This window comes from Microbacterium sp. BG28, assembly GCF_034044005.1.
GTDB lineage: Bacteria > Actinomycetota > Actinomycetes > Actinomycetales > Microbacteriaceae > Microbacterium.
In genome coordinates, this window is sequence record NZ_JAXCHA010000002.1 from 940495 (window position 1) to 965743 (window position 25249).

Genomic DNA, 25249 nt, shown 5'->3' on the forward strand with positions numbered 1-25249 from the left:
GGCGGGTTCAGCGCCGTTCGTTCAACGACTCCAGCAGCGATGCCTCGGCCAGCACGGCGTGCCGGAAGGTGTCCAGGTGCAGGGACTCGTTCGGGCTGTGCGCTCGCGAATGCGGGTCCTCCACGCCGGTCACGAGGATCTGCGCACCGGGGAACTGCTCCACGAGATCCGCGATGAACGGGATCGACCCGCCCACGCCGACATCGACCGGGTCGACCCCGTAGCCGGTGGCGAGGCTCGTGCGGGCCACCTCGACGGCCCAACCCTCGGTGTCGACGAGGAAACCGTCGCCGAGGTCGATGTCGGAGAAGGTCAGCTCTGCGCCGAACGGAGCGTGACGGCGCAGGTGGTCCTCGATCGCGGCGTATGCCTCGCTCGCCGATTGCCCCGGCGCCACACGCGCGCTCACGACGACCGAGATCTCCGGCGCCAACGTGTTGGATGCGGCAGCGACGCTCGTCGCGTCGATGCCGGTCACCGTCACCGAGGGCTTGTTCCAGATGCGCGACAGGATCGTGCCACGTCCGATGGGCGTGACCCCGGCCGGAAGACCCGCCTCCGAGCGCAGGGTCTCTTCCGTGTAGGCCGGTGTGGACGCGTCGCGCTCGGCGAGACCCTCGACAGCCACCGCGCCGTCGTCGTCCCAGAGCGTCGCGAGCAGCTTGATCGCCGCCGTGGTGGCGTCGGGAACGGCACCGCCGAACATCCCCGAGTGCGAGGCGTGCTCGAGCGTGCGCACCGTGAGCGTGAAGCGGGCGTTGCCGCGGAGCGACACCGTCAGCGCGGGGGTCACCGCATCCCAGTTGCCCGAGTCCGCGACGACGATCACATCGGATCGCAACTGATCGCGGTGATCGGAGAGGAACTGCGCGAAGGACCGCGAACCGTACTCCTCCTCCCCCTCGATGAACAGGGCGATGCCGAGGGCGAGGTCGTCGCCGTACACCTCGTGGATCGCGCGCAAGGCGGCGATGTGCGCCATCACCCCTGCCTTGTCGTCGGCGGCGCCGCGTCCGTACAGGCGACCGTCGCGCACCGTGGGTTCGAAGGGGGGCGTTTCCCAGAGAGCGTCGTCTCCCGGCGGCTGCACGTCATGATGCGCGTAGAGGAGCACAGTCGGCGCACCGTTCCGCGCGGCGCGCGTGGCGAGAATGGCGGGCTGACCCATCTCGTCCGTCCCGGGCACGGCCGAGCGGGTGATCTCCACTGAATCGAAGATCCCGATCCCCTCCGCGAGGGCGGCGATCGCCTCGGCGCTGCGCACGAGCGCGTCCTGATCGAAGGCGGGCCATGCGATCGAAGGGATGCGCACGAGCGCACCCAGATCGGCGAGGGCGACGGGGATGCCTGCGGCGGCCGCTTCGTGAACGGCCCCGTTCCTGGGATTCTCGGAGGTCATGCGGGTAATCTTAAGGCGCACCCTTCCCCGTTCTTTTGAGGACCATCGTGGCCAAGACCTCTGCCGACTCCGCCGCGCACGACGCGCCGAGCACTCCGACGACCGGCAAGGGGCGCGCGACGCCCACCCGTGCCGAGCGTGAGGCCGCGCGCAAGCGCCCCCTCGTCGCCGACACGAAGGAGGCGAAGGCTCGCGCCCGCGCCGAGCTGCGAGAGCGGCAGGAGAAGGCGCGCATCGGCATGGCCAACGGCGACGATCGCTACCTGCAGGCCCGCGACAAGGGTCCGCAGCGCCGCTTCGTGCGCGACTGGGTCGACTCCACGTGGCACGTCGCCGAGCTCGTGATGCCGATCATGGTCGCGGTGCTCCTGCTCATGTTCGTCGGCATCCCAGCGATCCAGGTCTACGCATACCTGGTGCTGTGGGCCTTCATCATCGTGGCGGTGCTCGACATGGTGATCACATCGATCCGCGTCAAGCGCGCCGCCCGCGCGAAGTTCGGCGAGGACCGCATCGAGAAGGGCCTCGGCTTCTACGGCGCCATGCGAACGGTCCAGATGCGCTTCATGCGCCTGCCCAAGCCCCAGGTGAAGCGCGGACAGCGTCCCGCCTGATCAATCCAGAAGCGGCCGGCCCCTCGGGGACCGGCCGCTCTCTCGTCTCAGCGCACGCGCGACGGTGCCGCGGCGAGTCCCCTGTTGATCTGGCGCGCCCAGAACGGTCCGCGATACAGGAACCCGGTGTACCCCTGCGTCAGGGTCGCGCCGGCGTCCAATCGGTCTTGGACATCCTGCGCGGTCTCGATGCCCCCGGCGGCGATCACGCAGAAGTCCGAGGGCACCTCTTCGCGGACGATCCGCAGCGCCTGGATCGCACGCTCGCGCAACGGAGCTCCCGACAGGCCCCCGGCGCCCGCGGCGTCGACGATCTCAGGGGCTGTGCGCAGCCCCTCGCGGGAGACCGTGGTGTTGGTGGCGATGACGCCGTCGAGCCCGAGCTGCACAGCAAGGCGCGCCACGGCGCGGATGCCGTCGTCGGAGAGGTCGGGAGCGAACTTGACCAGTAGCGGCGTCGCGCCGGATGCGGCACGCACCGCCTGCAGCAGGGGTCGGAGCGTGTCGATCTCCTGCAGACCGCGCAGCCCCGGCGTGTTGGGCGATGACACGTTGACGACCAGGTAGTCGGCCAGGGGTGCCAGCAGGCGCGCGCTGCGGACGTAGTCGTCGACCGCGTCTGCGACGTCGACGACGCGGCTCTTCCCGATGTTGACGCCCAGGACGGGTCGCTTGCGCCGCCGACGCAGTCGGCGCAGACGTGCGGCCGCCGCATCCGCCCCGGCGTTGTTGAAGCCCATGCGATTGATCACGGCGCGGTCGGGGATCAGTCGGAACAGGCGCGGGCGCGGATTGCCGTGCTGGGGCACGGCGGTCACCGTGCCCACCTCGACGTGTCCGAATCCGAGCGCGTACAGACCGGCGGCCGCGACCGCGTTCTTGTCGAAGCCCGCGGCGACACCGAAGGGCGAATCGAATTGCAGCCCGAGGGCGCGAACCCTCGATTGCGGGGCCGGGCGGGTCAATGCGCGCGCGATCGGCGTGAGCGGACGCACACCCAGCGCCCGGATGACGAGCATGGCGGCGTGGTGCGCCGTCTCAGGATCCATACGGGCAAGAACGCGGCGAAAGAGCAGGTCATACATCGACAGCCAGGCTATCGCTGCCGAGACCGGCCTCGCGCACCGTCAGTCGGCGGCAGGCTCCGAAGCGGCGGCCGCGCGCAGCTCGTGATCGGCGCGCAGCTGCGCGATCGACGACTCGAAGTCCTCCAGCGACTCGAAGGCCTGATAGACGCTCGCGAACCGCAGGTAGGCGACTTCGTCCAGTTCGCGCAGCGGATCGAGGATCGCCAGCCCGATCTCGTTCGTGTCGATCTGCGAGCTGCCGGTGCGCCGCAGGATCTCCTCCACGCGCTGGGCCAGCAGCGCCAGATCGCCGTCGGTGACCGGGCGCCCCTGGCAGGCCTTGCGCACCCCCGAGACCACCTTGTCGCGACTGAAGGGCTCGATGACCCCCGAACGTTTGATGACATTCAGGCTCGCCGTCTCGACGGTCGAGAAACGCCCGCCGCACTCGGGACACTGGCGACGACGACGGATGCTGAGTCCGTCATCGGTCGTGCGGGAGTCGATGACGCGGGAATCGGGGTGGCGGCAGAACGGGCAATGCATGACCAGGCCAGATTAGTCCTCGAAACGGGCCTCGACGGCCTCGCCGTGCGCGGGCAGCGCTTCGGCGCGGGCGAGCGTGACGATCGCATCGCGCACCTCGGCCAGGGCGGCGCGGTCGTACTCGATGACCTGCTGCGGGCGGAGGAACGTCGATGCGGACAGTCCCGCCGCGTACCGCGCCTGACCGCCGGTGGGCAGGACGTGGTTGCTCCCGGCGAGGTAGTCGCCGAGGCTGACGGGCGCGTGATCGCCCACGAAGACCGCACCGGCGTTGACGAACTCGTCGACACGCGGCTCGGACAGGTGGATCTCGAGGTGCTCGGGCGCATAGGCGTTACTGAAGGCGATCGCCTGGTCGATGCCGTCGACGAGCACGATCGCCGACTGCGGGCCGGACAGCGCCGCAGCGACCCGCTCCGCGTGCCGTGTGCGCGGCTGGCGGATGGTGAGCTCGGCGCTCACCCGCTCGGCGAGGTCGGCGGATGGGGTGACCAGCACGGCCGAGGCCTGTTCATCGTGCTCGGCCTGACTGATGAGGTCGGCGGCCACGAGCGCGGGCTGCGCCGAGTCGTCGGCGACGATGAGGATCTCGGTCGCGCCGGCCTCCGCATCCGTCCCGACGAGTCCCGCCACGGCACGTTTGGCCGCAGCGACGAAGTTGTTGCCGGGGCCGGTCACCACATCGACCGGGTCGAGATCGAGCGAGGGTACGCCGTAGGCGAGGGCACCGATCGCGCCGGCACCGCCCATCGCGTAGACCTCGTCGACGCCCAACAACCGCGCCGCCGCGAGGATCACGGGGTGGATGCGGCCGCCGAACTCCCGCTGCGGGGGCGACGCGAGCGCCACCACCGACACGCCCGCCACCTGTGCGGGCACCACATTCATGACGACGCTGGAGGGGTAGACGGCCTTCCCACCGGGGACGTACACGCCGACGCGTCGAACCGGCTGCCACCGCTGGACCACCCGCGCCCCGGGGGCCAGCTCGGTCGTCATGGGGGGAGGGACCTGGGCCGCGGACGCGGTCCGCACCCGGATGATCGCCTCGTCGAGCGCCGCGCGCACCTCGGGAGCGAGCTCCGCCAGGGCCTCGTCGAGATGGGATGCCGGAACCCGCACCGCGTGGTCGGCGACGCCGTCGAAACGCTCCGCCTGCTCGCGCAGAGCCTGCTCGCCACGCGCGGCGACATCATGGACGATCTGCGCTGCCGCTGTCAGAGCCGCTTCGCGCGCCATCTCCGCACGCGGGACAGCGGCCAGGAGCTCGCTCGCGGTGAGCGTGCGACCGCGCAGGTCGATCGTCTGAAGCATCCCTTCAGGCTACCGTCTCGAGCACCCGACTCCGCGCGGACGTCAGCCGCGAGTGACGCCGGAGACGTCGTGCAGGTAGCCGATGCGACCATCCTCGTGGCGCACCACGAAGACCTCGCCGCGGTCCTCGATGACGAGCGCCCACGCCGTCGCGTCCACGCGGAAGATCGGCACGCCCATCTCGTCGAGCACCTCGCGCTCCTCGGGCACGAGCGCCCAGAACGCCTGCGAGACCGGAATCTGCTCAGTGGCCGGCTCCGCCGCGGCAGTGAAGCCCTGGTCGTAGGCTGCGGTCTGCGCGTGGGGGTCGGCATACACGTCGCCCGTGGTGGCGAACAGCGCGGCCGCCTCGTCGCGGGCGGGTTCAGCGGACTGTGCGGGCTGCACCCATCCAGCCTCGGAGTGCGTCACCGGGTAGGTCGCGGCGGGCGCAGCAGCGTGAGCGACGGGCTCGGGTGCCGGACGCTGCGCGATGGGGCGGGCACCCCGCGCGACGCGATGGGAGACGGTCTCCTCGCGGAACTCGAAGTCGTCCTTGAGGCCGGGGATGAAGGGGGCGATCGCCGTGAACACGACGCCGGCGGCCATGAGCACGAGCTCGACCCAGTGGACCCAGCTGCCGAGGCCCGGAAGCGCGAAGGACTCCCAGACCATCTGCACCCACACGACCGCCGAAACCGCGAACGCGACGGAGGCGAACTGATCGATCCCGAGCGATCCCACCCGACGGATGCCCTGCGGTGAAAGTCGGCGCAGCACGATCAGGAACACGGCCACGGTGGGCAGGCCGATCGTCAGCACCCAGGCGATGCCCATCGTCCACACCGAGACGGGGGCGAAGTAACTCAGGGAGAAGAAGGAGACGATGAACGCGAGGGCCCAGATCCCGAGGAGCACGATTTCCCGGATCGAGAACGGCCAGACCCCGTACTGCGGGGGCGCCGCCTGCGCGTCGTCATCGTCGGACGCGTCGAACTGGTCGTCCTCGACGGCGTCGACGAACTCGTCGTCACCGGTCACGACGGGGTTCTCATCGGTCATGTCGCATCCTCTCGGCGCGGGCAGGGGGAAAGTGCGAGTCGATCCTAACGGCGACGGCTATGAGCGGTCAGAGCGTTCACCGGACGGTCAACCCAGGCAGCTGGGACCGAGCAGACCCTTGAGGTCACCGAACAGATCGGCGCTGATCGTGACCGGATGCGGCACCTCGAACACCTTCGCGGTGCCCGCCCGGTGCAGCTTCAGCGTCACCTCGGTCTCGCCGGGGTGACGGTGCAGCACGGCGGCCAGCTCCTCCACCACCGACTGGGTCGCCTTCTGCTCCGGAACCACCAGCACGAGGGCGGACGTGGCATCCACAGCTCCCAGGTCAGGGCTGAAGCAGCTCTGGGCGTGCAGGTTCAACCCGTCGTCGCGGCGCGAGACGCGTCCGCGCACGACCAGGATCGAATCCGCCTGCAGCACCGACTGGAACTCCGTGTACGTGCGGCCCATGAACATCACGGTGACCTCGCCGTTGAAATCCTCGACGGTGATCATGCCGTACGGATTACCGCTCTGCTTGGCCACTCGATGCTGGACGCTCGTCACCAGACCCGCCACCGTGACCTGATCGCCGTCCTGCACGCTCTCCGAGGAGAGCAGGTCGTGGATCGAGGTCGAGGCATGCTTCGCGAGCGGGATCTCAAGACCGGCGAGGGGATGATCGGACACATACAGTCCGAGCATCTCCCGCTCGAAGGCCAGCTTGTCCTTCTTGGTCCACTCGGGCCGCTCCGGGACCTTCGAGACCTGCTGCGGCTCGTCGTCTCCCCACAGGCTGTCGAAGTCGAACCCGACTTCGCCGTTGGCCTCGCGGCGCTTGTCGAGGACTGCCTGTTCGGTGGCGTCCTCGTGGATCTCCAGCAACGCCCGCCGGGTGTGACCCATGGAGTCGAACGCGCCGGCCTTGATCAGCGACTCGACGGTGCGCTTGTTCGCGACGTGCATCGGCACCTTCGCGAGGAAGTCGTGGAACGAGGCGAAGCCCTCCTTCTCGCGGGAGGCGACGATCCCGTCCACGACGTTCGATCCGACGTTGCGCACCGCTCCGAGCCCGAAGCGGATGTCGTCGCCGACGGCGGCGAAGAAGTTGATCGACTCCCCCACATCCGGCGGCAGCACCCGGATCCCCATGCGGCGGCACTCGTTCAGGTAGATCGCCATCTTGTCCTTGGAGTCGCCGACGCTGGTCAGCAGCGCTGCCATGTACTCGGCGGGGTAATGCGCCTTCAGATAGGCCGTCCAGTAGGACACCAGCCCGTAGGCCGCGGAGTGCGCTTTGTTGAAGGCGTAGTCCGAGAAGGGCAGCAGGATGTCCCACAGCGCCTTGACCGCGCCGTCGCCGAACCCGCGTTCCTTCATTCCGCCCGAAAAGCCCTCGTACTGCTTGTCGAGCTCGGACTTCTTCTTTTTGCCCATCGCACGGCGCAGGATGTCTGCTTGGCCGAGCGAGAAGCCGGCCACCTTCTGCGCGATCGCCATGACCTGCTCCTGATAGATGATCAGGCCGTAGGTCGTGTCGAGGATGTCTCGCAGCGGCTCTTCGAGCTCAGGATGGATCGGGGTGATCGGCTGCAGGCCGTTCTTACGCAGGGCGTAGTTGGTGTGCGAGTTCGCCCCCATGGGACCCGGCCGGTACAGCGCGATGACAGCCGAGATGTCCTCGAAGTTGTCGGGCTTCATGAGTCGCAGCAGCGACCGCATGGGCCCGCCGTCGAGCTGGAACACGCCGAGCGTGTCGCCGCGGGTCAGCAGGTCGTAGGCGGGCCGGTCGTCCAACGCCAGATGCTCGAGGTCGAGCTCTTCGCCGCGGTTGCTGCGGATGTTGTCGAGCGCGTCGGAGATGATCGTGAGGTTTCGCAGCCCCAGGAAGTCCATCTTGATCAGCCCGAGCGTCTCGCACGACGGGTAGTCGAACTGCGTGACGATCTGGCCGTCCTGTTCGCGGCGCATGATCGGGATGATGTCCAGCAGCGGTTCCGACGACATGATGACACCGGCCGCGTGCACCCCCCACTGACGCTTCAGGCCTTCGAGCCCCAACGCGCGGTCGAAGACCGTCTTCGCCTCGGGGTCGGTCTCGATGAGCGTGCGGAACTCGCTGGCCTCCTTGTACCGCGGATGCTCCTTGTTGAACATGCCGCCGAGCTCCATGTCCTTGCCCATGACGGCGGGGGGCATGGCCTTGGTGAGCTTCTCCCCCATGGAGAACGGGAAGCCGAGCACCCGGCCCGCGTCCTTGAGCGCCTGCTTCGACTTGATCGTGCCGTACGTCACGATCTGCGCGACGCGCTCGGAACCGTACTTCTCGGTGACGTACTCGATCACCTCGCCGCGGCGACGGTCGTCGAAGTCGACGTCGAAGTCGGGCATGGAAACGCGGTCGGGGTTGAGGAACCGCTCGAAGATGAGCCCGTGCTCGAGGGGGTCGAGATCGGTGATCTTCATCGCGTAGGCGACCATCGATCCGGCGCCGGAGCCGCGGCCGGGACCGACGCGGATGCCGTTGTCCTTCGCCCAGTTGATGAAGTCGGCGACCACGAGGAAGTAGCCGGGGAACCCCATCTGCAGAATGATGCCGGTCTCGTACTCGGCCTGCTTGCGCACCTTGTCGGGGATGCCCTGCGGGTAGCGGTAGTGCAGCCCCTTCTCGACCTCTTTGACGAGCCAGCTGTCCTCGGTCTCACCATCGGGCACGGGGAAGCGCGGCATGTAGTTGGCCGAGGTGTTGAACTCGACCTCGCAGCGCTCGGCGATCAGCAGCGTGTTGTCGCACGCCTCCGGGTGATCGCGGAAGAGCTGACGCATCTCCTGCGCGGTCTTGATGTAGTAGCCGTCGCCGTCGAACTTGAAGCGGTTGGGGTCGTCCAGGGTGGACCCGGACTGCACGCACAGCAGGGCCTCGTGCGCATCCGCCTCGTGCTGGTGGGTGTAGTGCGAGTCGTTGGTCGCGACGAGCGGGATGTCGAGATCCTTCGACAGGCGGATCAGATCGCTCATGACCCGCCGCTCGATGGAGAGCCCGTGGTCCATGATCTCGGCGAAGTAGTTCTCCTTGCCGAAGATGTCCTGGAACTCCGCCGCGGCCGCGCGCGCCGCGTCGTACTGCCCGAGACGCAGACGCGTCTGCACCTCGCCCGACGGGCAGCCCGTCGTCGCGATGAGCCCCTTGCCGTAGGTCTGCAGGAGCTCGCGGTCCATGCGCGGCTTGAAGTAGTACCCCTCCATGCTCGACAGCGAACTCAGCCGGAAGAGGTTGTGCATGCCCTCGGTGGTCTGACTCCACATCGTCATGTGGGTGTAGGCGCCCGAGCCGGAGACGTCGTCGCTCTTCTGGTCGGGCGATCCCCAGGCCACGCGCGACTTGTCGCTGCGGTGCGTTCCGGGGGTCACGTAGGCCTCGAGCCCGATGATCGGCTTCACACCCGCGCCCTGCGCGGCGCGGTAGAACTCGAACGCCGCGAAGGTGTTGCCGTGGTCGGTGACGGCGATCGCGGGCATCCCGTACTCGGACGCCGCCTGCGTCATCGCTCCGATCTTGGCGGCGCCGTCGAGCATCGAGTACTCGCTGTGCACATGGAGGTGAACGAAGGAGTCTGCCACCTGTCCAGGGTACGCGCAGCCCCCGACATCGGACGCCCGGTCGGCGCCTTCGACTAGCGTTGCGGCATGGCCACCCCCGAGTTCATCCTCGAACTGCGCCGCATGGTCGGCACGCATCCGCTCACCCTCACCGGCGTCACGGCGGTGATCGTGCACGAGGGACGCATCCTGCTCGGGCGGCGCAGCGACAACGGCGCGCTCACCCCGATCACGGGCATCGTCGACCCGCACGAGGAGCCCGCCGACGCCGCGCGCCGGGAGGCCGAAGAGGAGGCGGGCGTCCGGATCCGGGTCGAGCGTCTCGCCTGGGTGCACCAGATCCCGCGCGTGGTCTACGCGAACGGCGACCAGACGGACTACCTCGACCTCACCTTCCGGTGCACATGGCTCGACGGCGACCCGTACCCCGCCGACGGCGAGATGACCGAAGTGGGCTGGTATCCCCTCGACGACCTCTCGGAGCTGGACGATGAGATGCGCGCGCGCGTCGCCGCGGCTCTCGAGGACGGGCCGACGCGCTTCGCCGGCGGCCGGTGATGGCGACGGACGCGTTGATGACGCGCACGCTCGACGGGTTCATCCGGGGGCTGCGACGGGCGAGCGGGAACCCGGGCGGCGGGGCCGCAGGAGGTGTCGCGGCGGCGATCGGCGCGGCGCTCGGGACCATGGTGTGCAACTACACGCCCGATGAGCCCCGCGCACGCGAACGCGCGCTCGCCCTCGACCTGCTGGGCGATCGCCTCGTCGCGGGTGCCGAGGCCGACGCGGAGGCCTCGGAGAGGCTGGGCGCGGCGCTCGCGCTGCCCGATGCCCCGGACCGCTCACCGACGGTGTTCGACGCCGCGACGGATGCCTGCGCCGCATCCGCTGCTCTGGGCGAGCTCGCGCTCGGCCTGGCGCGAGAGCTTCGGACGGTGGCGGATGTGGGCAACCGCCACCTCATGTCGGATCTGGCCGTTGCGGCCGACATCGCTGCCGCGGGCCTCGGCGCCGCCGCGACGAACCTCCGCGGGGGGCTCGAGCTGGCCGCCGCGCACGGGGACCCCACGGCGCTCGAGGCCGCGCACCGTTCGCTGGTCGACGCGCTGCTCGCCGCCCGCGCCGACACCCGCGCTCTGGCCGACCGCCTCGGCGAGCCCTGACCCCTCCTCCCCGCGAGACTGCATTTCCCGCACGAGATCACGGGTAAATACCGTGATCTCGTGAAGGGGATGCAGTCTCGCGGGTAAGAAGGCGGACGAAGCCGCGGATCAGTCGCGGCGGAGGATCGCGAGGGCGGCGGCAAGATCCGGCGCGTACTCCGAGGTGAACGTGACCCATTCCCCGGTCAGCGGATGCGTGAACGAGAGTTCGCGGGCATGGAGCCACTGGCGGGTGAGACCGAGGCGCGCCGACATCGTCGGATCGGCGCCGTAGAGCGGGTCGCCGACGCACGGATGCCGATGCGCGGCCATGTGCACGCGGATCTGGTGCGTGCGGCCGGTCTCGAGGTGCACTTCCAGCAAGGATGCGCCGGGGAAAGCCTCCAGCGTCTCGTAGTGGGTGACCGAATCCTTGCCCTCGGGGCGGACTGCGAACTTCCAGGAGTGCGAGGGATGCCGCCCGATCGGTGCGTCGATGGTGCCCGCGAGGGGGTCGGGGTGGCCCTGCACCACGGTGTGGTAGATCTTCTCGACCTCGCGCTCCTTGAAGGCGCGCTTGAGCGCGGTGTAGGCGCTTTCCGTCTTCGCGACCACCATCAGCCCGCTGGTGCCCACATCCAGGCGATGCACGACGCCCTGCCGTTCTGCGGCACCGGTCGTCGCGATCCGATAGCCGCCGGCCGCGAGAGCGCCGAGCACGGTCGGACCGTCCCACCCGAGTGAGGGATGCGCCGCCACACCGGCGGGCTTGTCGACCACAACGATGTCATCGTCGTCGTGGACGATGCCGAGATCCGGCACCTCGACGGGAACGATCTCTGGCTCGCGCTTGGGCTCCCAGCTCACCGAGAGCCAACCGCCCGCGCGCAGACGGTCCGAGCGTCCGACGATCCGGCCGTCGAGCTCCACGCCGTCCGCGTCGGCGATCTCTGCAGCGAACGTCCGCGAGAAGCCGAGCATCTTGGCGAGCGCGGCGTCGACGCGGACGCCGTCGAGCCCGTCGGGAACGGGCAGGCTGCGCGACTCCATCAGCTCTCGCGGCGGCCGTCACCCGCTGCCGGCGGAGCGCCCGCGTCGGGGTCTGCCGTGGGGAACAGCGGATCGCGCAGCTCACCGGTGCCGAGCGGCGTCGCATCGCCCGGCTCGGACGCATCCCCCGTCGGCTCGACGGCGCTCGAGCGACGCTCGCGCGTCCCGTCGAAGCGGAGGCCGACGAGAACGAGCAGGGCGACGGAGATCATCATCGTCACGATGAAGATGTCGGCGACGTTGTAGATGGCGGGCATCATCCACGGCGTGGAGATGTAATCGATCACGTGGCCGACCGCGAATCCGGGCTCGCGGAACAGGCGGTCGGTCAGGTTACCCAGGACGCCGCCGAGCAGCAGACCCAGAACGACCGCCCAGATCCGAGAGCGGATGCGGCGAGCGATGACCACGATGGCCACGGCGACAGCCGCCATCGCGATGGTGAAGATCCAGGTCACACCCTCGCCGAGTGAGAACGCCGCGCCGGGATTTCTCACGAGGTAGAAGATCAGGAAGTCCCCGATGACGGGCACCGGCTGCTCCGGGGGCAGCTGGGCGATCGCGAGGAGCTTCGCAAACTGGTCGGCGGCCAGCACCAGCACCGCGAGAGACGCGATGATGATGCCGGCCGCCGCCTGACGCAGGGGTCGTCGGTCCGACAAGGCCTTACTCAGAGACCGATGGCCGAGACGGGCGTGCTGGACGAACCGCTGGGCGAGGTCTCGAGGTCGCGGAGCTTGCCCTCGATGAAGCTGCGCAGCTCAGCGCGGTAGTCGCGCTCGAACTGGCGGAGCTCGGTGATGCGGGCCTCGAGCGCCTTGCGCTCCTTCTCCTGGCGCGCGATTTCGTCGCGTCCCTTGGCCTCGGCCTCGGCGACGATGGTCGCGGCCTGTGCCTGGGCGTCGGCGATGAGCTGGTCGCGCTGGGCCTTGCCCTCGGCGACGTGCTCGTCGTGCAGACGCTGCGCGAGCTCGATGATGCCGGCGGTGGCAGCGGCGCCCTCGGCGGGAGCCGGCGCGGGGACCGGAGCGGGAGCGGGAGTCTCTGCGACGGGCTCCTCGACGACGGTCTCCGCGGCGGAGGGAGCGGCGGGGGCGCCGGACTCGAGAGCCGCTACCTTCGCCTTCAGCTCGTCGTTCTCGGCGATGGTCTTGCGCCATTCGACGACGATCTCGTCGAGGAAGTCGTCGACCTCGTCCGGGTCGAAGCCCTCCTTGAACCGGACGTGCTGGAACTGCTTGGTGACGACGTCATCCGGAGTCAATGCCATGATGATTCCTCTTTCGGGGCGTGGCGGCGTGCCGATTTCAGGGGGATGATGCCCGCGGACGGGCCGCTTCAGCCAAGCATAGTCGGCCGTGAATCACCTTGCGAGGGAACCGGTGACCGACAGCAGGATGAAACAGAGCAGCATCGTCAGCGTGAAGGCGAAGTCGATCGCGATCGGGCCGACGCGCAGCGGGGGGATGAAACGACGGAACAGCTTGATGGGCGGGTCCGTGACCGTGTAGACGAGCTCAGCGGCCACCAGACCCGCGCCACGCGGGCGCCACTCGCGGTTGAAGATGGGGATGTAATCCAGCACCAACCGCGCAAACAGCACCAGCAGATAGAGCAGCAGCAGGATGTTCGCGATCGAGGCGACGAGGCGGACGACCTCCACGACGCGTTACTGCTGTGCAGCGAACGGCGTCGCTTCGGGGTCGGCCTGCGCCACGGCACCGTCGCCCGAGACGGCGACGTTCTCCGGCGAGAGCAGGAACACCTTGCTCGTCACGCGCTCGATACGGCCGTAGAGTCCCAGCGAGAGCCCGCTCGCGAAGTCGATGAGACGGCGCGCGTCGGCGTCGCTCATCTGCGACAGGTTGATGATGACCGGCACGCCCTCGCGGAAGTTCTCGGCGATGATCTGCGCATCGCGGTACTGCTTGGGGTGCACGGTGAGGATCTCGGTCACCGCGCCGACGGACGGCTGACGGACGACCGCAGGGCGGTGGATGGGGGTCACGGGCGCGGCTTTCTCGACGACCTGCTCGGGCTTGCTGCGGCGCTCGCGCACCGGAGCAGGCTGCTCCTCGTAGACCTCTTCCTCGTCAGCGAGGCCCAGGTAGACCATGGTCTTCTTCAGCGGGTTCGACATCGCATCCTCCGTTTGCTCGTCCTCTTCGAGGCTAACCGTGTAGCGGGCGCGGACCCGTGATTGCCGACCCGATCCGCAGGTGTGTCGCGCCTGCGGCGATCGCTTCGACGAAATCACCGGTCATCCCGGCAGAGATCCAGCTCGCCGCGGGCTCGAGTCCGCGCACGCGCGCGGCGTATTCGGCGACGCGGGCGAAGGCGGCGGCGGGTTCTTCGTCCAGGGGCGCCACCGCCATCACGCCGCGCAGGCGCAGCGTGTCGCATCCGAGGACGTGCTCTACCAGCGCCTCGAGATCGTCCGGGGCGACTCCCCCGCGTCCCGGATCGTCGGTGAGGTTGATCTGCACCAGCACGTCGAGCGCGGCTTCACCCTCGACGGCCGCGCGCTGAAGCGCATCGGCGAGGCGCGCGCGGTCGACCGTGTGCACCGCGGATGCGGCATCGCGGATGGCGCGCGCCTTGTTGGTCTGGGCCTGCCCGATGAAGTGCCAGACGAGATCCGCGAGCTCGGACGTCTCCTCACGCTTGGTCGACAGCTCCTGCTGACGGTTCTCCCCCAGCTGCCGCACGCCGAGCGCGTGCAGCTCACGCACGAGAGCCGCGGGATGGAACTTCGTGACGACGATCCGGGTGATGTCGGTCGCGTCTCGGCCCGCGGCTCGCGCCGCATCCGCGATGCGCTCGTCGATCGATGCCAGACGGGATGCGAGGGTGTCGCCCACTCGTCCTCCAGGAGACTGGGAACGGGCGGGTCGCGGATGTCCGCGACCCGCCCGTTGCGCGTGGCTTACTTCAGGAAGTCGGGGATGTCGAGGTCGTCATCGCCGAAGGCGGAGTCATACGAGGAGGACTCCGACACTCCTGCGGTGACCGGCACGGCCGGCGACTCCTCCGCCGCGGGCACGGGGGCGGAGGCGGCTTCCTCGGCGGCGACGGCCGGCGCGGCCGGCGTCGTCAGCGGATTGACCGCGGGTCGCGTCGCGGTGACGGGCTCGAGCCGCGGGCTGGGCTCGCCGCCGTCGAATCCCGCCGCGATCACGGTCACGCGCACCTCGTCGCCGAGGGTGTCGTCGATGACCGTACCGAAGATGATGTTGGCCTCGGGATGTGCCGCTTCCTTCACGAGCTGCGCCGCATCGTTGATCTCGAAGATGCCGAGGTTGGAACCGCCCTGGATAGACAGCAGCACACCGTGCGCACCCTCGATCGAGGCTTCCAGCAGGGGCGACTCGACGGCCAGCTCGGCCGCCTTGATGGCCCGGTCCGCGCCGCGAGAGGATCCGATGCCCATGAGGGCAGAGCCGGCCCCCTGCATGACGGACTTCACGTCGGCGAAGTCGAGGTTGATGAGACCAGGGGTCGTGATGAGGTCCGTGATGCCCTGCACACCGGCGAGCAGCACCTGGTCAGCTGTGGCGAAGGCCTCGATCATGGAGATGCCCCGGTCGCTGATCTCCAGCAGACGGTCGTTGGGGACGACGATGAGGGTGTCGACCTCTTCCTTCAGCTTCGCCACACCGGCCTCGGCCTGGCTCTGCCGACGGCGACCTTCGAAGGAGAACGGCTTGGTGACGACACCGATCGTGAGGGCGCCGATCGACTTGGCGATGCGTGCCACCACCGGCGCGCCGCCCGTACCGGTCCCGCCGCCTTCGCCGGCGGTCACAAAGACCATGTCGGCGCCGGCCAGCGCCTCCTCGATCTCCTCGGCGTGATCCTCGGCGGCACGTCGTCCGACCTCAGGATCCGCTCCTGCTCCGAGACCGCGCGTGAGTTCGCGACCGACGTCGAGCTTGACGTCCGCGTCGCTCATCAGCAGCGCCTGGGCGTCGGTGTTCACCGCGATGAACTCCACTCCGCGCAGACCCAGCTCGATCATCCGATTGACGGCGTTGACTCCGCCGCCACCCACCCCGACGACCTTGATGACCGCGAGGTAGTTCTGGTTCTGGCTCATCCCAGCCCTTTCGTCTCGTTGAACCGACGTCCCTACCGAAGCGTTGAACCTTAAACCTCACGTAAAGGGTTAAAGTATTGCCCGGTATGCAATTCCTGAATCGAAGGTATGCGCCGCACGCCGTGGCGCCCGCAGGCGCGCGGGCGTGTCGCCCAAGTCCTGCGGGATTCGTCGCCGGAGACGTCAGCGGATGACGGGGACCTCGGGCGAGGAGACGTCGTAGACGGCCACGCCGTCCGGTGGGCGCGTCGCCGTCAGCTTCTGCAGCACGAGGGCCTTCAGGGCGGACTCCTCCGCGCTCCCCCACACCACGCGGGTGTTCGTCCCGCCGAGGGTCAGGGTCACATCGTCGGCGGTCTTCGCCTCGACCTTCGTCACTTGCGCACGCAGGTCGGCGGGCAGGGCACGCATCGTCCTGCCTATCGCGGCGAACGCGACCCCGTCCTCGCCGCCCGCGGCGTCGAGGAGGGGGTAGCCCGCGGGGGGTGTCGGCGAGGTCGAGAGCGCGACGCCCGCCGCATCCACGAGGGTGTAGCCGGCTGCACCGGAGAGCACGCCGATCGGCGTCCGCTCCACGATGCGCACCACGAGCTCGTGCGGCGGACGCGCTTCCAGCGTGTAGCTCTCCACGAGCGGGAAGGCCACCAGAGCCGCCTTGATCGAGGACGCGTCGATCGCGGCGAGCGGGGTGCCGCGCTGGCCGTCGAGGGCAGCCTCGACGTCGGCGGCAGCCAGCTGCGACGTGCCCAAGATGCTGATCTTCTGCACCGCGAACAACGGACTGTACGCCGCACCGACCGTGGCGATCGTGACGAGCACGAGGGAGACGGCGGCGCTCAACCAGATGATGCGCCGACGGCGTTGGCGGACCGTGAACCGCCGAACCTCGGCGCGCAGCGCCTTCCGCCGGGAGCGGGCGGCGCGCCACACATCGCGCCAGCCGACGGGCGCAGTGTCGGTGTCGGCGTGTTCGACGCTCGCGGTCTGGGCGGCCGAGGCCGAGTCGTCTCTCAGCGTCGAGGGTCCCGCACCCGGCATGAACAGCGGCGCGATCGGCGCCGTCTCCTGGAGATCCTCATCCACGGCCGGGCGCGGGGACTCCTCGCGCGGCGGCGTCGCCGCGCGAGCACGCAGCGGCGCGTCGGCGGGCTTCCCGCCTTGTGGCGGCAACGGCGAGGGACGACGCATCCTCAGTCCTCGGGCGTCGCCGAGGCGGAGAGAGCGCTGAGCACTTGCGGGATGATCTGGTAGACGTTGCCGCAGCCGAGCGTGATGACGAAGTCGCCCTCACGGGCGATCTCAGCGGTGTAGTCGGCGGCCTCCTGCCAGTCGGCGACGTAGTGAACGCGCGCCGAATCCACGAACGCGTCACTGACGAGCTCCCCCGTCACGCCGGGGATCGGATCCTCTCGCGCTCCGTAGACGTCGAGCACGACCGTGTGATCGGCGAGCTCCTCGAGCACGCGGGCGAACTCGCCCGACATCAGCTGCGTGCGCGAGTACGTGTGCGGCTGGTGGACCGCGATCAACCGCCCCGACCCCACGACCGTGCGCGCGGCGCTCAGTGCGGCCTGCACCTCGGTGGGGTGATGCGCGTAGTCGTCGTAGACGCTCACGCCGCGTTCGACACCGTGGAGCTCGAACCGGCGCACCGTCCCCGAGAACCCGGTGACGGCGCGCAACGCCTCGGCGAAGGCGTACCCCAGCGCAAGGAGGACGGCGATCGCGCCGGCGGCGTTGATGGCGTTGTGCTCCCCCGGAACCGAGAGCGACACGCGCTCCGCCTGCCCCTGGAAACTCACGGCGAACGACACCTCCGCGCCGGCGTCGATGCCCGTGACCCGCACATCCGCGCTCTCGTCCAGGCCGAACGTCAGCACGTTCTCGTGGCGGATGCGGGCGCGCACGTCGCGGGCACCCGGATCGTCGGATGAGATCACGACGGCCTCGGAGGCGTCGTCGGCGAAGCGCACGAAACCGTCGAAGAACGCCTCGCGACTCCCCCAGTGGTCGAGGTGATCGGGGTCCACGTTCGTGATGAGCGCGATCGAGGTGTCGTAGAGCAGGAACGTGCCGTCGGACTCGTCCGCCTCGATGACGAAGAGGTCGTCGGCGCCGGAGCCGCTGGAGGTGCCGAGCTGTGCGATGACGCCGCCGTTGACGTAATTCGGGTCGGCGCCGAGCGAGCGCAGCGCCGTGACGATCATCCCGGTCGAGGTCGTCTTGCCGTGTGCTCCCGCGACGGCCACCACGGGGCGGGATCCCATGAGCCAGTGCAACGCCTGCGAGCGGTGGATGACACTCAGCCCGCGCTCCTTGGCTGTGACGAACTCCGGGTTCTCCGGCCAGATGGCACCGGTGTGCACCACGGTGTCCGCATCCCCGAGGTGGGCGGCGTCGTGGCCCACGTGCACCTCGGCGCCGGCCGCGGCGAGCTCGCGCAGCGCACGGGAATCGGACCGGTCTGAACCGGACACGCGGATCCCGCGCTCGAGGAACATCTTCGCGAGTCCGGACATCCCGGATCCGCCGATGCCGATGAAATGGGCCGCCGTGATGTCGGCGGGCAGGGGAAGGCTCAGGTCGGGTCTGATCATGACCGTCAAAGTCTACGTTCGCCCCGTCGGGGCACGGCTCCGGCGCGCGCGGACGGGACCGGTCCGCATTGACGACGCCCAGCCCCGACGCTACGAAGGAGAACATGCTCTCGCTGCACGTCGATGCGACCCTTGCCGAACCTCCCTACGCGCAGTTGCGCGCGCAGATCGTCGGCGCGATCTCCGCGGGCTCGCTCCTCCCGGGCGCGAAGCTGCCCACGGTGCGAGCGCTCGCAGACCAGCTCGGCGTCGCGCCCGGGACGGTGGCCCGGTCCTACAAGGAGCTCGAAGCGGACGGCGTGATCGAGACACGTGGCCGTGCGGGGACGTTCGTGTCGTTCGCGGACGACCCGCTGCGCCGCCAGGCCCAGCAGGCGGCGACGGCGTACGCCGCCCAGGTCCGTTCGCTCGGTATCAGCGACGAGGAGGCGGTCACGCTGGTGACCGACGCACTGCGCGCGACGCGCTGAGCCGCTCAGACCCGCGCGCGGTCGATCAGCGCGATGACGTTCTCGGTGCCGTGTCGGGTGCCGACACCGACCGACGCCTCCCGCATCCGCGCGATGCGGGTGCGATCCGAGATGAGCGGCAGGACATCGGAGCGCACGCGTTCGGCGTCCAGTTCGGCATCCGGGATCAGCACCGCCGCTCCCGCGGCGACGGCGGATGCGGCATTCAGACTCTGCTCGCCGTTGCCGACCGCATACGGCACGTACACGGCGGGGATGCCGAGCGCGCTGATCTCGCTGACCGTCGCCGCTCCCGAGCGGGAGACGATCGCATCGGCGACCGCGAAGGCGTAGTCCATCCGGTCGATGTAGCGCCGCACGACGTAGCCGCGCACCGCGGGGTCGGGCAGCTCCGACCGCTCCCCCGTGATGTGCAGCAGCTGCCAGCCCGCGGCGAGCACGTCCTGGTAGGCGGCGCCGAAGGCGTCGTTGAGCCGCTGAGCGCCGAGGGAGCCGCCGAAGACGAGGAGCGTCGGACGAGCGGGGTCGAGGCCGAACGACGCGGCTGCCTGAGGCCGCAGCGCCGCGGTGTCCAGCGACACGATCTCACGGCGCAACGGCATCCCGACAACCTCGGAGCGGCGCAGCGGGGTCCCCTCGAAGGCCACCCCCACGGCGGCGGCGCGGCGCGCACCGAGGACGTTCGCCAGACCCGGCTTCGCGTTCGCCTCGTGGACGACGACGGGAACGCGCGCGCGGCGGGCGGCGACGTACGCGGGAGCTGCGGCGTAACCGCCGAATCCGACCACGACATCGACGCCGCGGTCGCGGATGTAGCCGCGCACCTGCGCCACGGCGCGCCGCCACCGGGCGGGAAAACGCAGCGCCGCGCCGTTCGGGCGGCGTGGGAAGGGCACCTTGTCGACGATGAGGAGCTCGTAGCCGCGCGCCGGGACCAGCCGGGACTCGAGCCCCTCGCGGGTACCCAGCACGAGGATCTGCGCGTCCGGCTCGCGCTCGCGCAGCCCGTCGGCGACCGCGAGCAGGGGGTTCACATGCCCGGCGGTGCCACCGCCGGCGAGAAGATACGTCGTCACCGGGTGATTGTGCCACGCTGCGACGGGGATGCCGCTGAGCGCGCCTTGGGCGGAATGGTCCGAGCGAACGAGAGGAGCACGCCGCAGGCTATGAGCACGGACATGAGCGAGGTCCCGCCCTGCGACAGGAAGGGTAAGGGGACGCCGAAGACGGGCAGCAGTCGCAGCACGACGCCGATGTTGAGCAACGCCTGGCCGATGATCCAGACGGTGATGGCACCGGCGGCGATCCGCACGAACGGATCATCGGTCTTACGCACGATGTGGAAGGCGCCGACCGCGAAGATCGCGAAGAGCATGAGCACGACGATGCAGCCGATCAGTCCCAGCTCCTCGCCGACGATCGCGAAGATGTAGTCGTTCGCCGCCGCGGGCAGCCAGCTGTACTTCTCTTTCGAGTTGCCCAGGCCCACGCCGAACACGCCGCCTCCGGCGAGCCCCCAGATGCCGTGCAGCGGCTGGTAGCAGTCGCCGTAGTAGTCGGCGAGGCAGTCGTTGGAGAGGAAGCTCATGTATCGACGCATGCGGTCGGGGCTCGAGATGGCGAAGTAGGCGACGCCGCCCGCGAAGAGCAGGAGCGGAAGCAGGAAGACCCGCAGCTTCACACCGGAGAAGAACAGACCCGCGAGCATGATGAGCACGAGGATGATCGCGGTGCCGAGGTCGTGGCCGGCCATGACGGTGCCGATGACGGCGATGCCCACCGGAACGGCGGGGATGAAGACGTGGCGCCAATCGGCGAGCAGCGTTCGCTTGCGATAGAGGATGTACCCCAGCCAGATGGCGAGCGTGACCTTCAGGAACTCCGACGGCTGCGCCTGCAGGCCCGCGATGCGGATCCAGTTCTGGTTGCCGTCGTTCGTGATGCCCAGCGGTGTGAACACCAGCAGCTGGAAGACCGTCGCCCCGATGAGAGCCGGCCACGCCATGCGCTTCCAGAACCGCAGAGGCATGCGAGAGGCCAGGAACATGAGCGGGATGCCGATGACCGCGAACACGCCCTGCTTGATGACGGCGTCGTAGGGACCGCCGCCTGCATCCTCGCTCGTCGCCGACGTGGCGGAGAGCACCATCACGAGCCCGAATCCGGTGAGGATCAGCGCCGTCGACGCGATGAGGAGGAATTCGCTGGGAACCGGAGCGAAGACGCGTCCGAGAGAGACCCGTGCGGCCAGTCCCCGCTTCGCGGGCTCAGGCTCCGGCGGGAGGGGCCTGGTCCTCGTCGTGTCGACCACCCGCATCCCTTCCGATCCTCGTGCGCACGGCGTCCGCGAAGCGCGTCCCGCGGTCCGCATAGGACGTGAACTGATCGAAGGATGCGGCGGCGGGGGCGAGCAGAACCACGTCCCCGTCGGACGCGATCTTCGTCGCCAGCTCGACGACCTGCGCCATGACGTCTTCAGTCTCCGTGTCAACGACCTCGAACACGGGAACCGCGGGCGCGTGTCGCGCGAACGCCGCCAGCACCTCGGTGCGGTCGACGCCGATGACGAGGGCGGCTTTCGCCAGGATGCCGCGCGTGGCGACGAGATCCGAGATGTCCACGCCCTTCAACTGACCGCCGACGATCCAGATGGCGCCGGGGTAGGCCGCGAGCGAGGATGCGGCGGCGTGCGGGTTCGTGGCTTTGGAGTCATCGACCCAGGTCACACCTGTCGATGTGGCAACGACCTCGATGCGGTGGGGATCGAGACGGAACTGCGAGAGCGCTTCGCGGATCGCGGCGGGCTCGGCGCCCACCGACCGGGCGAGCGCGGCGGCGGCGAGGACGTTGGCGACCATGTGCGGCGCGGCGAGCTGCTGGCGGGACAGCTCCTCGAGAGTCGTGAGTTCGAGGGCGCTGTTGCGACGGTCGTCGAGGAAGGCCCGATCGACGAGGATGCCCTCCACGACGCCGAGGTCACTGGGTCCCGGCATCCCGAGATCGAAGCCGATGGCGCGTGCGCCTTCCACGACGTCGGCCTCCTCGACCATCAACCGCGTGGCCTCATCGGCCTTGTTGTACACGCATGCCGTGCGCGTGTGGGAGTAGACGACGGCCTTCGCATCACGGTACGCGGCGAACGATCCGTGCCACTGCAGGTGGTCGTCGGCGAGGTTGAGGCACACGCTGGCCCAGGGCGACACCGGTTCAGGCCCCGTCTGCAGCGACAGATACCAGAGCTGATGGCTTGACACCTCGACCACGAGAACGTCGAAGCCGGCGGGGTCGCGCACCGCATCCAGCACCGGCACCCCGATGTTGCCGACGGGGGCGACGCGGTATCCCGCGGTCTGCAGCATCGTCGCGGTCAGTCGCGTGGTCGTCGTCTTGCCGTTGGTGCCCGTGACGAGGATCCACTCGTGCGGGGAGCCGTCCGGCCGTCGCACCTTGTCGCGCACGCGCCAGGCCAGCTCCAGGTCGCCCCAGAGCGCGACGCCCTCGGACCGTGTCCAGGAGATCACCGGGTGATGCGGGGCGAAGCCGGGCGAGGCCACGACGAGGTCGGGGCGGTGCGCGATCAGCGCCTCCGGGACCGTGTCCAGCGGCCCGGTCCACAGACCTGCGCCGATGACGGGCAGCAGCCGGGCGTACTCCTCGTCGGCGCTCTCGCTGATCACGAGCACGTCGGCGCCGAGCTCGGCCAGGGTGTCGGCGACCGAGAAGCCGGTCATCGACAGCCCGAGCACGACGACGCGCAGCCCCTTCCAGTCGGCATGCCAGCTGTTCAGCGCGTCCAGACGAGCGTCGGTCACGATCGCACGAGCCATTCCACGTAGAAGAGGCCGACACCCGTCAGCGCGAGCAGACCCGCGATGATCCACATCCGCACCACGATCGTGATCTCGGGCCAGCCGCGCATCTCGAGATGGTGGTGCAGCGGGCTCATGAGGAACAGGCGCTTGCCCCGCGTGAGCTTGAAGTAGAAGCGCTGCAGGATGACGGATCCCGACGCGATGACGTAGACGCCGGCGATGACCGCGAGCAGGATCTCCGTGCGGGTCAGGATCGCGAGGGCGACGATCACGCCGCCGATCGACATGGATCCTACATCGCCCATGAACACCCGCGCCTTGGGTGCGTTCCACCAGAGGAAGCCCACGAGCGCGCCGATGAAGGATGCGGCGATGATCGCGAGATCGAAGGGATCGCGTGTCTGGTAGCAGGCGTTCTGGAGTCCACGACTGATCGCGTCGAGGTCGCACGGCTGCTTGAACTGCCAGAAGGAGATCAGCGCGAGGGCGCTCGTGACGAAGATCCCGGAACCGGCGGCGAGCCCGTCGAGCCCGTCGGCGACGTTGACCGAGTTCGAGGCGGCGACGCCGAGGAAGGCGATCCACGCCAGGTAGAGCACCCACCCCACGATGGCGCCCAGCGCCATGAAGGAGAGCACCGGGATGTCGCGGAAGAGCGAGACGAAGGGGCTCGCCGGCGTCTGCCCGTCAGTGTTCGGGAAGCTGAGGCCGACGATGCCGAACGGAACGACGACCAGGATCTGGCCGATGATCTTCCGCCAGCCGGAGAGTCCGAGACTGTTCTGGCGACGCACCTTCATGAAGTCGTCGATGAACCCGACGACGCCGAAGCCGACCATCATCCAGATGACCAGCAGACCGGAGATCGTGGGCGGGTTGCCACCGGCGTACGTACCGATGAAGTACCCGACGAGGCTGCCCACGATGAAGATCGTGCCGCCCATCGTGACCGTGCCGCGCTTCGCGCCGTGGCTCGGGTTGTGCTCGTTCTCCGGGGTGCGGATCACCTGACCCCAACCCCACGCCCGGAACAACCGCAGGAAGACGGGCGTCAGGAACAGGGTGAAAGCGAGCGAGATCGCGGCGGCTGTCAGGAGTGATCTCACGTGAACGATTCTCCCAGACGGTCGCCGAGGAAGCGGAGCCCGGCGGAGTTGGACGACTTCACGAGCACACGGTCGCCGTCGCGCAGCTCCCCCATGAGGTAGGCGTACGCCGCATCCGCGTCGTCGAAGAACACGGCCTCGTCACTCCACGAGCCCTCGGCGACCGCGGCGAGGTACATGCGCCGGGCGGCCTGTCCGATGATCACGATGCGCGGGATGCGCAGACGGACGGCGAGCTCGCCGATTCGGTCGTGCTCCTCCCCCGCGTACTCGCCGAGCTCGCTCATCGCGCCGAGGACGGCGACCATGCGCTCGTCCGGCGCGGTGATCTGCGCCAGCGTCCGCAGCGCCGCAACCATCGAGTCGGGGCTCGCGTTGTACGCATCGTTGATGATGCGCACGCGATCGGAGCCCAACGGCTGCATGCGCCAGCGCTCGGCGAGTTGCACTGACTCCAAGCGGGTCACGACATCGTCGATCGTGACCCCCAGGGCGGTCGCGGCCGCGGCCGCGGCGAGGGCGTTCATCACGTGGTGGGCGCCGAGGACGCGCAGGGCCACCGGGCGGCTCTCACCCTCGATCGTGAGGACGAAGCGGGTCCCGGATGCGGTGACTTCGACGTCGCTGCCGCGCACGGCGGCATCCTCGCCGAGACCGAACCAGCGCACGTCGACGGACTGTTCGGCCGCGATCGGGGCCATGGCCCGTACGCGCGTGTCGTCGACGTTGAGCACGGCGAGTCCGCCCGGGCGCAGCGCCCGCACGAGCTCGCTCTTGGCATGGAAGGTGGCCTCGATGCCGCCGAAGCCGCCGGCGTGGGCCATGCCCACCATCAGAACGACGCCCATGTCGGGTTCGACGAGCCCTGCCAGCTGCGCGATCGCGCCCGGGGCGCTCGCCCCGAATTCGCTCACCAGGAAGCGCGTGTCGTGGGTGACGCGCAGCATCGTGAGCGGGGCGCCCACCTCGTTGTTGAACGAGGCGCGGGGAGCGACGGTCTCGCCCTCCGGCTCCAGGACGCGGGCGAGGAGGTTCTTCGTGGTCGTCTTGCCGTTGGAGCCGGTGATCCCCACGATCCGCAGGCGTCCGCCGGCGCGCACTTCGGCGACGACGGCGCGCGCGAGGGCGGCGAGGGCGGCGACGGCGTCGGGCACGACGATCTGGGACACCGCGGTGTCGACCGGACGCTCGACGATCGCGAGGACGGCGCCGAGAGAGACCGCGGCGTCGACGAACAGGTGCCCGTCGGTCGCCTCGCCGGGCTTGGCGACGAAGATGCCACCGGGGCGCATCTGACGCGAGTCGGTGTCGACGTCGCCGGAGACGACGGTGTCGGCGTCGTCGGCGCCTGCGGGGAGCAGCGTTCCGCCGAGGATCTCGGCGATGCGGGAGAGTGTGAGTGCGATCATGTCC

24 protein-coding genes are annotated in these 25249 nt (G+C 69.3%); 4 read left to right on the forward strand and 20 right to left on the reverse strand.

Translation table 11 applies throughout. The annotated features are described in order from the left end of the window. Positions 1 to 7 precede the first annotated feature (7 nt). Positions 8 to 1399, reverse strand: coding sequence for a dipeptidase (locus tag SK224_RS10460; RefSeq protein WP_320434604.1), 1392 nt, complete (start codon positions 1397 to 1399; stop codon positions 8 to 10). A gap of 47 nt (positions 1400 to 1446) precedes the next feature. On the opposite strand from SK224_RS10460, the gene SK224_RS10465 reads away from it, so the two are divergent. Further along, complete coding sequence (locus SK224_RS10465; RefSeq protein ID WP_137416748.1) at positions 1447 to 2013, forward strand: DUF3043 domain-containing protein; 567 nt, start codon at positions 1447 to 1449, stop codon at positions 2011 to 2013. A 47-nt stretch (positions 2014 to 2060) separates the two neighbouring features. On the opposite strand, the gene SK224_RS10470 is transcribed toward SK224_RS10465, so the two are convergent. The 5 genes from SK224_RS10470 to dnaE all read right to left on the reverse strand — a co-directional run bounded on the left by SK224_RS10470 (position 2061) and on the right by dnaE (position 9539). Next, positions 2061 to 3098 (reverse strand): quinone-dependent dihydroorotate dehydrogenase, encoded by a 1038-nt coding sequence (locus SK224_RS10470; protein ID WP_320434605.1) that lies wholly within the window; start codon positions 3096 to 3098, stop codon positions 2061 to 2063. A 42-nt stretch (positions 3099 to 3140) separates the two neighbouring features. Further along, a complete protein-coding gene (gene nrdR / locus SK224_RS10475) occupies positions 3141 to 3626 on the reverse strand; it encodes a transcriptional regulator NrdR (protein ID WP_234073071.1) in 486 nt (161 codons plus the stop codon). 12 nt (positions 3627 to 3638) lie between these two features. Then, positions 3639 to 4940: a histidinol dehydrogenase gene (gene hisD, locus SK224_RS10480; protein ID WP_320434606.1), complete on the reverse strand. Its 1302-nt coding sequence runs from the start codon at positions 4938 to 4940 to the stop codon at positions 3639 to 3641. A 42-nt stretch (positions 4941 to 4982) separates the two neighbouring features. Continuing rightward, positions 4983 to 5981, reverse strand: a complete 999-nt coding sequence (locus SK224_RS10485) for a hypothetical protein (RefSeq protein ID WP_320434607.1) — start codon at positions 5979 to 5981, stop codon at positions 4983 to 4985. Between the two features lie 87 nt (positions 5982 to 6068). Continuing rightward, on the reverse strand, positions 6069 to 9539 hold the full coding sequence (gene dnaE / locus SK224_RS10490; RefSeq protein ID WP_413816786.1) for a DNA polymerase III subunit alpha: 3471 nt from the start codon (positions 9537 to 9539) through the stop codon (positions 6069 to 6071). A gap of 111 nt (positions 9540 to 9650) precedes the next feature. Here dnaE and SK224_RS10495 point away from each other — a divergent pair, with 111 nt between their 5' ends. Continuing rightward, a complete protein-coding gene (locus tag SK224_RS10495; RefSeq protein ID WP_320434609.1) occupies positions 9651 to 10121 on the forward strand; it encodes an NUDIX hydrolase in 471 nt (156 codons plus the stop codon). Positions 10122 to 10138: 17 nt separating this feature from the next. Next, complete coding sequence (locus SK224_RS10500; protein ID WP_320434610.1) at positions 10139 to 10726, forward strand: cyclodeaminase/cyclohydrolase family protein; 588 nt, start codon at positions 10139 to 10141, stop codon at positions 10724 to 10726. A 108-nt stretch (positions 10727 to 10834) separates the two neighbouring features. Here SK224_RS10500 and SK224_RS10505 read toward each other — a convergent pair whose 3' ends face one another. The 9 genes from SK224_RS10505 to murC form a co-directional block, all read right to left on the reverse strand. Continuing rightward, on the reverse strand, positions 10835 to 11755 hold the full coding sequence (locus tag SK224_RS10505) for an RluA family pseudouridine synthase (protein WP_320434611.1): 921 nt from the start codon (positions 11753 to 11755) through the stop codon (positions 10835 to 10837). Continuing rightward, positions 11755 to 12417 carry a signal peptidase II gene (gene lspA / locus SK224_RS10510; RefSeq protein WP_320434612.1) on the reverse strand — a complete coding sequence of 221 codons (663 nt, stop codon included), beginning with the start codon at positions 12415 to 12417 and terminating at the stop codon, positions 11755 to 11757. Before lspA ends, SK224_RS10505 begins: the two co-directional genes overlap by 1 nt. Before the next feature lie 8 nt (positions 12418 to 12425). Then, on the reverse strand, positions 12426 to 13025 hold the full coding sequence (locus SK224_RS10515; protein ID WP_320434613.1) for a DivIVA domain-containing protein: 600 nt from the start codon (positions 13023 to 13025) through the stop codon (positions 12426 to 12428). A 93-nt stretch (positions 13026 to 13118) separates the two neighbouring features. After that, positions 13119 to 13418 (reverse strand): YggT family protein, encoded by a 300-nt coding sequence (locus SK224_RS10520; protein ID WP_309732051.1) that lies wholly within the window; start codon positions 13416 to 13418, stop codon positions 13119 to 13121. 6 nt (positions 13419 to 13424) lie between these two features. Continuing rightward, positions 13425 to 13895, reverse strand: a complete 471-nt coding sequence (locus tag SK224_RS10525) for a cell division protein SepF (RefSeq protein WP_137416736.1) — start codon at positions 13893 to 13895, stop codon at positions 13425 to 13427. Positions 13896 to 13926: 31 nt separating this feature from the next. Beyond that, the gene (locus SK224_RS10530) at positions 13927 to 14616 is read right to left on the reverse strand and encodes a YggS family pyridoxal phosphate-dependent enzyme (protein ID WP_320434614.1); all 690 of its coding nucleotides are present in this window, start codon (positions 14614 to 14616) and stop codon (positions 13927 to 13929) included. A 65-nt stretch (positions 14617 to 14681) separates the two neighbouring features. Next, on the reverse strand, positions 14682 to 15851 hold the full coding sequence (gene ftsZ, locus SK224_RS10535) for a cell division protein FtsZ (RefSeq protein WP_320434615.1): 1170 nt from the start codon (positions 15849 to 15851) through the stop codon (positions 14682 to 14684). A 183-nt stretch (positions 15852 to 16034) separates the two neighbouring features. Beyond that, positions 16035 to 17039 carry an FtsQ-type POTRA domain-containing protein gene (locus SK224_RS10540; protein WP_320434616.1) on the reverse strand — a complete coding sequence of 335 codons (1005 nt, stop codon included), beginning with the start codon at positions 17037 to 17039 and terminating at the stop codon, positions 16035 to 16037. 2 nt (positions 17040 to 17041) lie between these two features. Further along, positions 17042 to 18448, reverse strand: coding sequence for a UDP-N-acetylmuramate--L-alanine ligase (murC, locus tag SK224_RS10545; RefSeq protein ID WP_320434617.1), 1407 nt, complete (start codon positions 18446 to 18448; stop codon positions 17042 to 17044). A gap of 104 nt (positions 18449 to 18552) precedes the next feature. Here murC and SK224_RS10550 point away from each other — a divergent pair, with 104 nt between their 5' ends. After that, a complete protein-coding gene (locus tag SK224_RS10550; protein WP_320434618.1) occupies positions 18553 to 18918 on the forward strand; it encodes a GntR family transcriptional regulator in 366 nt (121 codons plus the stop codon). Positions 18919 to 18923: 5 nt separating this feature from the next. Here the strand turns inward: SK224_RS10550 and SK224_RS10555 are convergent, their stop codons facing one another. Genes SK224_RS10555 through SK224_RS10575 form a run of 5 tightly spaced genes read right to left on the reverse strand, consistent with a single transcriptional unit; the run spans position 18924 to position 25245 of the window. Beyond that, positions 18924 to 19994, reverse strand: a complete 1071-nt coding sequence (locus SK224_RS10555) for a UDP-N-acetylglucosamine--N-acetylmuramyl-(pentapeptide) pyrophosphoryl-undecaprenol N-acetylglucosamine transferase (protein ID WP_320434619.1) — start codon at positions 19992 to 19994, stop codon at positions 18924 to 18926. Continuing rightward, positions 19991 to 21235 (reverse strand): putative lipid II flippase FtsW, encoded by a 1245-nt coding sequence (gene ftsW / locus SK224_RS10560; RefSeq protein ID WP_413816779.1) that lies wholly within the window; start codon positions 21233 to 21235, stop codon positions 19991 to 19993. The genes SK224_RS10555 and ftsW overlap by 4 nt, the downstream gene beginning before the upstream one ends. Beyond that, the gene (murD, locus tag SK224_RS10565) at positions 21186 to 22745 is read right to left on the reverse strand and encodes a UDP-N-acetylmuramoyl-L-alanine--D-glutamate ligase (protein WP_413816780.1); all 1560 of its coding nucleotides are present in this window, start codon (positions 22743 to 22745) and stop codon (positions 21186 to 21188) included. The genes ftsW and murD overlap by 50 nt, the downstream gene beginning before the upstream one ends. Beyond that, entirely contained in the window at positions 22727 to 23836 is a 1110-nt protein-coding gene (mraY, locus tag SK224_RS10570) for a phospho-N-acetylmuramoyl-pentapeptide-transferase (RefSeq protein WP_320434622.1), read from the reverse strand. Before mraY ends, murD begins: the two co-directional genes overlap by 19 nt. After that, on the reverse strand, positions 23833 to 25245 hold the full coding sequence (locus SK224_RS10575; protein WP_320434623.1) for a UDP-N-acetylmuramoyl-tripeptide--D-alanyl-D-alanine ligase: 1413 nt from the start codon (positions 25243 to 25245) through the stop codon (positions 23833 to 23835). The genes mraY and SK224_RS10575 overlap by 4 nt, the downstream gene beginning before the upstream one ends. Positions 25246 to 25249 lie beyond the last annotated feature (4 nt).

What these genes read in the sequence shown, in the direction of transcription:
- hisD (WP_320434606.1), bottom strand. Translation starts at nt 4,940, where the DNA reads ATGCTTCAGACGATCGACCTGCGCGGTCGCACGCTCACCGCGAGCGAG.
- SK224_RS10550 (WP_320434618.1), top strand. Translation starts at nt 18,553, where the DNA reads ATGCTCTCGCTGCACGTCGATGCGACCCTTGCCGAACCTCCCTACGCG.
- SK224_RS10505 (WP_320434611.1), bottom strand. Translation starts at nt 11,755, where the DNA reads ATGGAGTCGCGCAGCCTGCCCGTTCCCGACGGGCTCGACGGCGTCCGC.
- SK224_RS10495 (WP_320434609.1), top strand. Translation starts at nt 9,651, where the DNA reads ATGGCCACCCCCGAGTTCATCCTCGAACTGCGCCGCATGGTCGGCACG.
- dnaE (WP_413816786.1), bottom strand. Translation starts at nt 9,539, where the DNA reads ATGCTCGACGGCGCCGCCAAGATCGGAGCGATGACGCAGGCGGCGTCC.
- SK224_RS10485 (WP_320434607.1), bottom strand. Translation starts at nt 5,981, where the DNA reads ATGACCGATGAGAACCCCGTCGTGACCGGTGACGACGAGTTCGTCGAC.
- nrdR (WP_234073071.1), bottom strand. Translation starts at nt 3,626, where the DNA reads ATGCATTGCCCGTTCTGCCGCCACCCCGATTCCCGCGTCATCGACTCC.
- SK224_RS10500 (WP_320434610.1), top strand. Translation starts at nt 10,139, where the DNA reads ATGACGCGCACGCTCGACGGGTTCATCCGGGGGCTGCGACGGGCGAGC.
- SK224_RS10515 (WP_320434613.1), bottom strand. Translation starts at nt 13,025, where the DNA reads ATGGCATTGACTCCGGATGACGTCGTCACCAAGCAGTTCCAGCACGTC.
- ftsZ (WP_320434615.1), bottom strand. Translation starts at nt 15,851, where the DNA reads ATGAGCCAGAACCAGAACTACCTCGCGGTCATCAAGGTCGTCGGGGTG.
- SK224_RS10470 (WP_320434605.1), bottom strand. Translation starts at nt 3,098, where the DNA reads ATGTATGACCTGCTCTTTCGCCGCGTTCTTGCCCGTATGGATCCTGAG.
- ftsW (WP_413816779.1), bottom strand. Translation starts at nt 21,235, where the DNA reads ATGCGGGTGGTCGACACGACGAGGACCAGGCCCCTCCCGCCGGAGCCT.
- SK224_RS10540 (WP_320434616.1), bottom strand. Translation starts at nt 17,039, where the DNA reads ATGCGTCGTCCCTCGCCGTTGCCGCCACAAGGCGGGAAGCCCGCCGAC.
- SK224_RS10460 (WP_320434604.1), bottom strand. Translation starts at nt 1,399, where the DNA reads ATGACCTCCGAGAATCCCAGGAACGGGGCCGTTCACGAAGCGGCCGCC.
- murC (WP_320434617.1), bottom strand. Translation starts at nt 18,448, where the DNA reads ATGATCAGACCCGACCTGAGCCTTCCCCTGCCCGCCGACATCACGGCG.
- murD (WP_413816780.1), bottom strand. Translation starts at nt 22,745, where the DNA reads ATGGCTCGTGCGATCGTGACCGACGCTCGTCTGGACGCGCTGAACAGC.
- SK224_RS10575 (WP_320434623.1), bottom strand. Translation starts at nt 25,245, where the DNA reads ATGATCGCACTCACACTCTCCCGCATCGCCGAGATCCTCGGCGGAACG.
- SK224_RS10525 (WP_137416736.1), bottom strand. Translation starts at nt 13,895, where the DNA reads ATGTCGAACCCGCTGAAGAAGACCATGGTCTACCTGGGCCTCGCTGAC.